Origin of the sequence: Coleofasciculus sp. FACHB-712 (genome assembly GCF_014695635.1) — a bacterium.
Lineage (GTDB): Bacteria > Cyanobacteriota > Cyanobacteriia > Cyanobacteriales > FACHB-T130 > FACHB-T130.
In genome coordinates, this window is the sequence record NZ_JACJOQ010000624.1 from 1 (window position 1) to 9775 (window position 9775).

Annotated in this window: 10 protein-coding genes; 9 read left to right on the forward strand and 1 reads right to left on the reverse strand. The window is 44.0% G+C overall.

Features of this window, described 5'->3' with window-relative positions; translation table 11 throughout:
• The first annotated feature begins 204 nt into the window (after positions 1-204).
• The 9 genes from H6F50_RS23010 (at position 205) to H6F50_RS23050 (ending at position 9065) form a co-directional block, all read left to right on the forward strand.
• Complete coding sequence (locus tag H6F50_RS23010) at positions 205-423, forward strand: hypothetical protein (RefSeq protein ID WP_190412440.1); 219 nt, start codon at positions 205-207, stop codon at positions 421-423.
• Positions 420-689 carry a hypothetical protein gene (locus H6F50_RS23015; protein WP_190412439.1) on the forward strand — a complete coding sequence of 90 codons (270 nt, stop codon included), beginning with the start codon at positions 420-422 and terminating at the stop codon, positions 687-689. Before H6F50_RS23010 ends, H6F50_RS23015 begins: the two co-directional genes overlap by 4 nt.
• Before the next feature lie 278 nt (positions 690-967).
• Positions 968-1390 carry a Spy/CpxP family protein refolding chaperone gene (locus H6F50_RS23020; RefSeq protein ID WP_190412438.1) on the forward strand — a complete coding sequence of 141 codons (423 nt, stop codon included), beginning with the start codon at positions 968-970 and terminating at the stop codon, positions 1388-1390.
• 334 nt (positions 1391-1724) lie between these two features.
• A complete protein-coding gene (locus H6F50_RS23025) occupies positions 1725-3029 on the forward strand; it encodes an agenet domain-containing protein (RefSeq protein WP_190430488.1) in 1305 nt (434 codons plus the stop codon).
• A 177-nt stretch (positions 3030-3206) separates the two neighbouring features.
• Positions 3207-4031, forward strand: a complete 825-nt coding sequence (locus H6F50_RS23030; protein WP_190430489.1) for a M90 family metallopeptidase — start codon at positions 3207-3209, stop codon at positions 4029-4031.
• Positions 4032-4283: 252 nt separating this feature from the next.
• On the forward strand, positions 4284-6557 hold the full coding sequence (locus H6F50_RS23035; protein ID WP_190430494.1) for an ATP-binding protein: 2274 nt from the start codon (positions 4284-4286) through the stop codon (positions 6555-6557).
• A 176-nt stretch (positions 6558-6733) separates the two neighbouring features.
• Positions 6734-7612, forward strand: coding sequence for an AraC family transcriptional regulator (locus H6F50_RS28080; RefSeq protein ID WP_190430490.1), 879 nt, complete (start codon positions 6734-6736; stop codon positions 7610-7612).
• A gap of 127 nt (positions 7613-7739) precedes the next feature.
• A complete protein-coding gene (locus H6F50_RS23045; RefSeq protein WP_190430491.1) occupies positions 7740-8393 on the forward strand; it encodes an antibiotic biosynthesis monooxygenase in 654 nt (217 codons plus the stop codon).
• A gap of 48 nt (positions 8394-8441) precedes the next feature.
• Complete coding sequence (locus H6F50_RS23050) at positions 8442-9065, forward strand: antibiotic biosynthesis monooxygenase (protein ID WP_190430492.1); 624 nt, start codon at positions 8442-8444, stop codon at positions 9063-9065.
• Between the two features lie 125 nt (positions 9066-9190).
• On the opposite strand, the gene H6F50_RS23055 is transcribed toward H6F50_RS23050, so the two are convergent.
• A complete protein-coding gene (locus H6F50_RS23055) occupies positions 9191-9766 on the reverse strand; it encodes a hypothetical protein (protein ID WP_190430493.1) in 576 nt (191 codons plus the stop codon).
• Positions 9767-9775 lie beyond the last annotated feature (9 nt).

Consider the following 9775-nt stretch of genomic DNA (forward strand, 5'->3'; position numbering starts at 1 on the left):
AGCGATCGCTCGTGGAGGTTGGTTTTGGCTGTATGTAGAAGTGCGATCACAGTTGCAACCGTGTCAAGTTACCGCCAGGTTATCTGTGGAACGACCAAGATTACATTGCCTCGTCAAGTTCGGTTGTAAGTGAGTTTCAGGCTCTTGGATTAGAACAGAACAGTACAATGATTACAGAGTATTTTCTGCAACAATGCAACAACCATGACCAAGCTACTTGAACAGGCGATCGCAAGAGTCATGCAGCTTCCTGAAACCGAACAAGATGCAATCGCAGCATTTATCCTTGAAGAGCTTGAAGATGAAGCTTGTTGGGATAGAGCGTTTTCACAGTCTCAGGATATGCTTGCCAAACTTGCAGCAGAGGCATTAGCTGAAGATCGGGCAGGCAAAACCCAAGAGTTAGATCCAGAAACCCTGTGAAATCTAGAACAACATCTCAGTTTCGCAAAGCATTTGCCACTATTCCTCAGCAGGTTCAGCAACAAGCACGCGACGCATATCGGCAGTTCAAGCAAGATCCTTGGCATCCTAGTCTTCGCTTCAAGCAAGTCCATCCCACCCTTCCTATCTATTCTGCTCGTGTTAGTAAAAGTTATCGTGCTGTCGGCGTGAGAAACGAGAATGGTATTGTGTGGTTTTGGATTGGTACACATACAGACTACGACAAGTTGCTCTCCCAGTTATAGCGATCTCTCACATTAGTTTTGGCTGCACATAGACAGCAGTGCGATCGCCTTTGGTACGCTACGCGATCGCATTTCATAAGCGAACAATTCTGTGAATCTCTCAACCGCTTATTCCTTTGCTTAGTAAAGGCTATAGGCGATACATCTGAGAGATGGGGCGAATAGTAGACAATGATTTTTAACCAAGACTGAACCATCTTTACTCTTGCCCGGTCTAAGGTAATACAACAATCGAATGCGTTGTTGCTACACACTAACAACCCGGAATTTGCACAGTTATGAAGATGAAACCTTTGTTCTTCTTGCCAGGAGCGATCGCGTTGATCCTTGCCGCTTCCCCAATGATTCCCGCTTTCACCAATGTTGCCTTTGCAGGTCCTGGTCGTGGTGGCGCAGGAATGAAGTATGACCAGCTGAATTTGACTGATGCTCAAAAAGCACAAATGCAGCAAATTAAAGAGTCTACGCGGCAGCAAATGGATGCTATTTTCACCGCAGAGCAAAAGGAACAAATGCGCCTTGCTAAAGAGCAACGGCAAAGACCGAATCTAAACTTGACGGAAGACCAGAAAACAAGACTCCAAGCGGTTCGCCAGAGTAGCAAGAGCCAGATGGAAGCAGTGTTGACTGCTGAGCAAAAACAACAACTTGAGCAATTGCGCCAGCAATGGCGTCAACGCCGTCAACAACCACAGTCCTAACGGGGGCGTTGCGATTGCTTTGTAAGAAAAAGTAGCTCGAAAGGAGTTTACCTAGCAAGTACACAGCATCAAGGGGCATGGGAATAATCACTTCCCATGCCCTCTTGTTTTCATCAAACGCAGACTGTATTTGGTCTAGCAAAACATCTGTTTCAATTTCCAATAATATTGAACAATAATTTTATAAATATTCTTTCATAGCTATTAATTAGAGGCTTGTTCTGCCTCTAAAAGTTAATTGATCCAAAAGAGTTATGAAATATAAATAAATCCAAGGCTCAAAATTTTATCGAGTACAATTCAAGAAAAACCTTAGTTTTCAAGGAAGCAACGTATGGAAAAATCAATTATTCAGTTGGTTGATGAACTACCAACTGATAATATCACGGTTAAAGTTTTAAAGGCTCTTGATTATGTAGTGCCAAGTCAGTGGAATAACTTAGTAGGGTTTGATAATAGTATCCGTACTATTACTGGAGAAACTGATGCCAAGGTAATCCAAAAAATCCGCGATCGCGCTGTTGCTTTATATCACGATCCTCAACAAGGCTATCAGACCGCAATCAAACTTTATCAAACAATTGATAAAGCAGATACAGCGATGGCAGCGGCGGCTTTAGCCAATAAAGTTAGTGAAAAAATAAGCTTTCTCTCTTTTTTGGGCAACATCACTCCCAAAGCAGACGTAACTCAAAGTATTGACCTTGTTCTAAAAATCGCTATCGAAATTATCGCCTTCTGTAAACTGAATGGCATTCCCCAACCGAATCCACAAGAATTTGCTACTTCTCTCGCTAACAACTATAAAGATGCATCCCTAACGCGGATGATGGCTTTAGTTTGTATAGATGGAATTTTGCCATTGGGTCCTGACTTTCTCAGCAAAATTCAGGGAGTGATTAATGGCGCTGATACTGGCGTATTAGCTCAAAATCCGGTTTTTTTAGCCGTCCAGAATTTTCTACCAGGAAATAATCCCTCTGATAAACTTGGTTTTCTCACTCAGGGTTTCAACTCTGTGCAAGGCTGGATGCAGAATTTAGTATCCAAGACAGGCGTCACGCCGCAATCTATTTCTAATAGTTTGGGGAATTTTATCCAGATTGCTGATGATAACTTAGACTTTGTCGCAGCTTTTTTGGATCAAACCACCAATTACTACGAGCATACAGGGGTTCAAAGTGTGGCTCGCAGTTTAATTTTAAAGGCCCATACTTTAGTAAAAGAGGAAGTTACGGAAGAGGAGCCAAAGCTCCATCAAGATGTTTCCTCAACTGTAATATCAGATACCTATCAGTATGCAGTAGGTCAAACAGTAGAAGTCTGGGATAGTGAGGAAGAAGATTGGTATCAAGCAACGCTTCAGAAAATTAAAGATAACCAATACTTTGTTCATTACATCGGTTACGGTTCATCCCATGATGAGTGGATTGACGAAGATGACATTCGTATTCCCAATAGTGGCTCATCCGATGACAACGGATATACGGTGGGTCAAAAGGTAAAAGGTTGGGATGATGAAGAAGAAGATTGGTATTCTGCAACGATTGAGAAGATCCAAGGCCAGCAATACTTTATTCATTACATTGGTTACGATTCATCCTATGACAAGTGGGTCGATCTGGACGAGATTTGCTAACTTCTGAATGAGCAAGGAGTCAAATCAGCGATCGCTCTCATGGTCAGTCGTCCACCATTAGAGCGATCTCTCTTTTTTTCAGGCAGGCAACAAAGGCGTAATCCTATAATGTAATTCAGAGATATTTCATCCACAAGCTTATCTGTGAATCAGGAAGCATAAAATGCTTAAAAGTCAATGGTTGAAATAATTATTATTTTTCTGATCGTTGGACTGATTATCACTGGGATTTTAGTCAATCCTGTCCTAGTTAAACGGCGACGGAACCGCCTGCAACAGCGTCCTTTTTTACCCTTATGGAATGCGATTGTTGAGAATAATCTTCCTGTTTACTTTTTTCTTTCTCCCGCTGAACGAAAACGGCTTCAGGGACACATTCAAGTGTTTTTAGCAGAAAAACAATTTATTGGTTGTGGAGGATTAGCGGTAACGGAAGAAATGAAGGTGATTATTGCGGCTGTCGCCTGCTTACTCCTACTCAACCAGCGAGAAACCTACTTTCCTAAACTTCGTTCAATCCTGGTTTACCCTAGCACATATTTTGTTAATGAAACTGCTTACACCGGGAATTATATTGTTGAAGAAAGACGTGTAGCCAGACTGGGGGAATCGTGGACAAATGACCAACTGGTACTGTCTTGGGAACAGGTAAAGCAAGACACTTCCAATTGGCGGGATGGACATAACGTTGTGCTTCATGAATTCGCTCATCAGTTGGATCAAGAAGATGGTAAAGCTGAGGGTGTTCCTATTTTGCAGCGAGATTCAGACTATGACCTTTGGACAAAGGTGATGACAGAAGAATATCAACAACTCTGCAATGATATTCAACGAGGCGTACAGACGGTAATGAATAGTTATGGTGCAACGAATCCTGCCGAATTTTTTGCTGTAGCAACAGAGACTTTTTTTGAAAAACCCCGCCAATTGCTGAAGCAGCATCCAGCACTTTATGACCAACTGCAACGCTACTATCAACTAGATCCAGTGCAATGGGTTTAAATAGTTTCAATTTCATCGAAGGTTAGGGCGATCGCCTAACTACACCGATCGCAAGCGAGGCTGTTTAATCGCAGACTGCAACGAAACCACGCAATTCTCCCAAAGGCTTAAGCTGCGATCGCTCTCATTTAAGCCTTTCTACTGAAACTTAAGCTCAAATGATGTTTCTAAAGTAGATTCGGGAACTATAAGGTAAGATTCCATACTTTTGTGTACTTCCTTGAAACCTTCTGCTGAGCGACCCCCTTGAATATCAAAACAGCTCGTCCTGCTAAGTCTACGCACCAGTTTCCCTTACGTCTGATTCTTATCGTTCCCTTTGTATTACAAATATTTGCAGCGGTAGGGTTAGTTGGCTATCTGTCATTTAGAAACGGACAGAAAGCAGTCAATGACCTAGCCAATCAACTGATTGACAAAGCGAGTCAACAGGTTGATGAACACTTGGATACATATCTGGCGCTCCCACAGCAATTAAACCAAGTCAATGCAGATGCGATCGCTTCTGGACGATTGAATCTGAATGACCCTAAAGCTAGCGAACAGTATTTCTGGAGTCAAGCTAGAGCATTTGAAACAATCAGCTACATTGGCTATGCTCTACCGAATGGTGCCGAATCAGGCGCTGGGCGTTGGGTGAATGGCGTGAATCTCCTGGTTTTTGAAAATCTCCCTGGAAACGGTGTGGCATCGGATTACATCGCCGATCAACGGGGCAACCGGAAAAGCCTTTTGCAGAGTTATCAGGCCGATCCTTTTTTACCACCAGGAGTGAAAGACATCATTAAAGCAGGTAAGCCAGCCTGGGCTGGTATCTACACATACGCATTTGAGAACACGGTACAGATTACTGAAGCAGGTAAGGCAATAAAAAGCCACAGCGGCACTTCTGACATTGGTCTTAATTACTATGTTGCAGTCCCTGCTAGATACCCAATTTATGACCAGAAGGGCAAGCTACGCAGCCTTCTGATGGTAGATTTGCTACTCACGAATGTGAGTGAATTCTTGAGGAACTTGAAAGTTAGCCCTTCCGGACAAGTCTTTATCATGGAACGGGATGGCTTGCTGATTGGCAGTTCCAGTACTCAACCCGTTGTACACAAAGTCAAGGATGAGACAAAACGCCACAGTGCCCTAGACAGCCCAGATCCCTTGATTCGCACCGTAGCAGAAAAACTCAAACAACAATTCCAGAATTTCAAAACCCTTCAAAATACTCAAGAACTTCAGGTAACATTCAACCGACAGCGTCAGTTTATTCAAGTCACGCCCTGGCGCGATCGCTTTGGCTTGGACTGGCTGGTGGTTGTCACCGTGCCGGAATCTGATTTCACTTCTCAAATTAATGCCAACACTCGCACAACTATCCTCCTGTGTCTGGGAGCATTGGCAGCGGCAACGATTTTAGGAATCTATACATCACGCTGGATTACTCGCCCGATCTTAAAGTTGAGCCAAGCATCGGAAGCGATCGCGACTGGACAGTTAGACCAAACCGTTGACACGACCAACATCAAAGAACTAGATGCCGTGGCACAGTCCTTCAATCACATGGCTTCTCAGTTACAAGATTCCTTTAACGAACTGGCGCAGACGAACGCCGAATTGGAAAATCGAGTCGAAGTCAGGACAGCAGAACTCTCACAAACCCTGGTTGATTTACGGCGCACTCAAGCACAAGTGATCCAGACCGAAAAAATGTCCAGTTTGGGACAATTGGTGGCTGGAGTAGCCCATGAAATTAACAATCCGGTCAACTTTATTCATGGCAATGTCACTTTTGTCGATGAATATGCTCAGAATCTTCTAGAGTTAGTGCAGCTTTACCAGCAAGAATATCCCCTTCCCACACCTGCAATTGAAGCCAAAATTGATGAGATGGATTTAGAGTTTCTCAACGAAGATATGTTGAAGTTGCTCTCATCCATGAAACTAGGGACTGAACGGATTCGAGAAATTGTTAAATCGTTAAGGACGTTCTCTCGATTGGATGAAGCGGACATGAAGGAAGTAGATATCCATGAAGGAATTGAAAGTACGCTGCTGATCTTGCAACATCGCCTGAAACCCAAACCAGACCGCCCAGCGATCGCAGTGATTAGAGACTATGGAAAGTTGCCCCTTGTGGAGTGTTATCCGGGACAACTCAACCAAGTCTTAATGAATATCGTGGTAAACGCGATTGATGCACTCGAAGAAACCAAAGCCAATTGCACGTATCAGGAGAAAAAAGACCATCCCGATCAAATCACTATCTCCACTTCTGTGATTGATTCGCAATGGGTGCAAATTGCGATCGCGGATAATGGCGTTGGTATTCCCAAAGATATTCAGCAACGGATATTCAATCCCTTCTTCACAACTAAGCCGGTTGGGAAAGGAACGGGGATGGGGATGTCCATCAGCTATCAAATTGTCACAGAAAAGCATGGCGGCAAATTGGAATGCTTCTCCACTCCTGGGGAAGGAACCGAGTTTGTGATTCAGATTCCCATCCGTCAACAAGTCAGCGCTGCTGTCTAATGGTATTCAGGGGATGCGAGGCGGACTGAGCAAGCTGAGCGGTATAACATATGAGTAAATGCGAATGCGATCGCAAGCTTTCCAACAACAATCTAGCCGATGCGATCGCCTATACTAAAATTTAGACAATGAAAGTACGGCACAAGTGCTAGATACGGCACAAGTGCTAGAAGAGAGTGCATAAACCAAGACTCTACCAAAAAAATGCTGTCTTACAGGTTGTGCCGCGATCGCCAATTTTGCGAAGTCAAGACATTGTCTCAGATATTCTTCAGGTTGAACACCATCATCAACCCGCTAATCAGGAGTCTGAGTGTTGCCTTCCGAATTATCTCCTCAGTATTCATCTTGGTCAACCGATTCAGTTAGAACGAACGATAGATGGGCGACGCAGCAGCAATCGTCTGGCTGAAGGTGACATTATGATTACACCTCCCTATCTACATCGCAAACTGTTTTGGGATACTGATGCGGAATTCTTGTTACTTCGCCTTGAACCGAAGCTGTTTACTTCTGCCCTATACGAATCGGTTGATGCAGACGATGCTCAAGTTGCGCCACAGCTTAAGATTTGCGATCCTTTGATCCAGCAAATTGGTTTGGCACTCAAAACCGAACTAGAAATAGACGGGTTAAGCGATCGCCTTTATGCAGAATCGATGGCAAATGCATTAGCTGTTCATCTATTACGGCACTATTCAACTCGAAGGCGAGAAATACGATCTTACTCAGGTCGTTTGCCTAGCCATAAATTGCAACAGGCGATCGACTATATCCAGGCTCATCTAGCTGAAGATGTTTCCTTAGAAGCGATCGCCACCGAACTCGGTATGAGTCAGTATCATTTTGCCCGACTGTTTAAGCAGTCTACAGGTTACTCTCCTTACCAATATGTGATTAAACGTCGGATTGAACGCGCTCAGGAATTAATGATGCAGGAGCAGCACAGTATTGCAAATATTGCCCTGCAAGTTGGTTTTACCAGTCAGAGTCAATTTGGCAGACACTTTAAGCACCTCACTGGAGTTACACCGAAACAATTTCTTAAGAAATAGCAAGAATCTTCTAAAGCTGCAAAAATCGACTATACGCCAGTAAGCAGACTCTGTATTATTGGTTGGACAATTCGCTGCGTTTTGGTTTGACCAATCATCACATAGTCAGCACAGAGGAATCATCTAAATGCTTACCGTATTCAAGGACAACCCAGTTCTGGCAGAACTAGATATTTTTGTTACCCAGCCCGACCAACAATGGTTATTGATAGATAGTTTGATAGCCTACACTCACGACATCCTTAAACAGCAACCTGGATACATTGCAAATGCAATTCATCGCAGCTTGGATGGGTTGCGTGTTGTCAATTATGTGCAGTGGCAAAATCTAGCTACTTATGAAGCCTATATCAATAACCGCGATATCGCTTTGGCGACTAAGATTACTGGTTTCTTTGCTCCAGACTCTCATCTTTACGACATTTTTATGAGTGAGCCAGCAGACAGTCAGATGCAAATCACAGCGAACATGGGGGAACTCATCAACTTTGGAATGTTTAGATTGAAAGATCCTGCTAATCAGCCCCGCTTTTTAGAAGCGACCGCAGAAGCAATACGGCAAATCTCAGGACAAGCAGGATTAATCACCACACACTTTCATCGAAGTCTTGATGGTGCCCGCGCTATCAATTATGGGCTGTGGAGTTCCCAACAATTGTATGCCAAGATGAACGCGAATCCTCCGATGGCTGAGCCTCTCATGGTGATGCGCTCGCTTGCCAACAATGAGTTTCAAATGTCGCTTCACGAGGTAGTCTTCACCGAATCAACTAACTCATAGCAGTGAAGCAAAATCATCATGTAATGAATGGTTTAAGAGCATAGAACTATGGTGCAGATTGACCGGACTAATACTGCGATCGTTGGGCTAGACCTGTACACTGTTGCAGAGCGCCATCAGTCAACCTTGATTGAGGCAGTTATCCAAGAGCAAATCAAATCTTGGATTGACAATCCTTACTTCGTATCAGCCAGCGTGCATCGTAGTTTAGATGGAGTGCGAGTTTTTACTTATAGCCAATGGAATCCCAAATTTGATTACCGCAGCTTGCCTCGTCCAACAGTGTTCAGTGAATTCTTCCCGCCTGATTCACGCTTACTGGAAGTAACTGCTAGTCGATCTCTATCGGCAGAAGTTGAAATTGCTGAAGGCGAACGAGTGACGCACCTTGCTGAATTTCGGATGATGCCAATTAATCAACCTGAGATGGTTAGACGAACCTCTGCTGAATTAGAACGTGCGATGAGTAACTCAACGGGGTTACTCTCAGCTACCTTTCATCGAAGTCTAGATGGTACTCGGATGTTTAATTACGGTCAATGGGAGAGCAGGGAAGCGTTTGAAGCAATTCTCAAGCAACCTGGTTTCAACCCAGAGCAACCGTATTGGGAAGGTTTAGCCCGAAACGAATTTCATCTGTACAATGTCGTACACACCCAGACTACAGCCTAATAGATAGCTGCTGTAGGTTGGTTATTAGCTGCACGTAGGCACCAGCGCGATCGCTCTTCGGAATGAACAAAGCGATCGCAAACTTTTCTTGCCATCACAGTTTGAGAATTTAGATCCCCCAACCTCTAGTCGGGTAATGCCAGTCCGGTTCGAGGATCGCGGATATAAAGCCCTAGAACTAACGAATCCATAACCGTATCCCATACAGGAATTAGGCGATCTGCATCGTCCACCCAGTAGTCAAAAGTAATCAGACACTGAACACCAGAACCTAGCCCAATACAGGTTCGGGAATAAGCTTCGCGGTGTTCTTCTGGGTCAATAAATTTGAACTGAGTCCAAACAATGCGGGCAGTTTGACGCTTGAGTTGAATAATTTCCCCTCGCTCGATTGGCTGACGTTCATCATCTTTAACTACCTTCTTTAATAAGGGAACCAAGGGAAAATCTTTCCAGTTTCCAGGCGGGAGTAAATTAAAAGAAGCTTCTAAGCGAGCATCATCGTTGGGTGGCTTTTTGTCTAAAAACCGGAATGACTTCTCATCCGGTTCAAAATGCCAATCCTCAGGGACATCGAAGCGCAAGGCTCCTCGTCCTGCTACGAAGATCCGAGTTCCTGGCTTTGATTTCCAGTTATGGTCTTCTTTTAGCTCTAAGGTTTCTTTGAGCCATTTGAGATTGTGCTTTTTGCTTTTAGACATAGCCGCGAC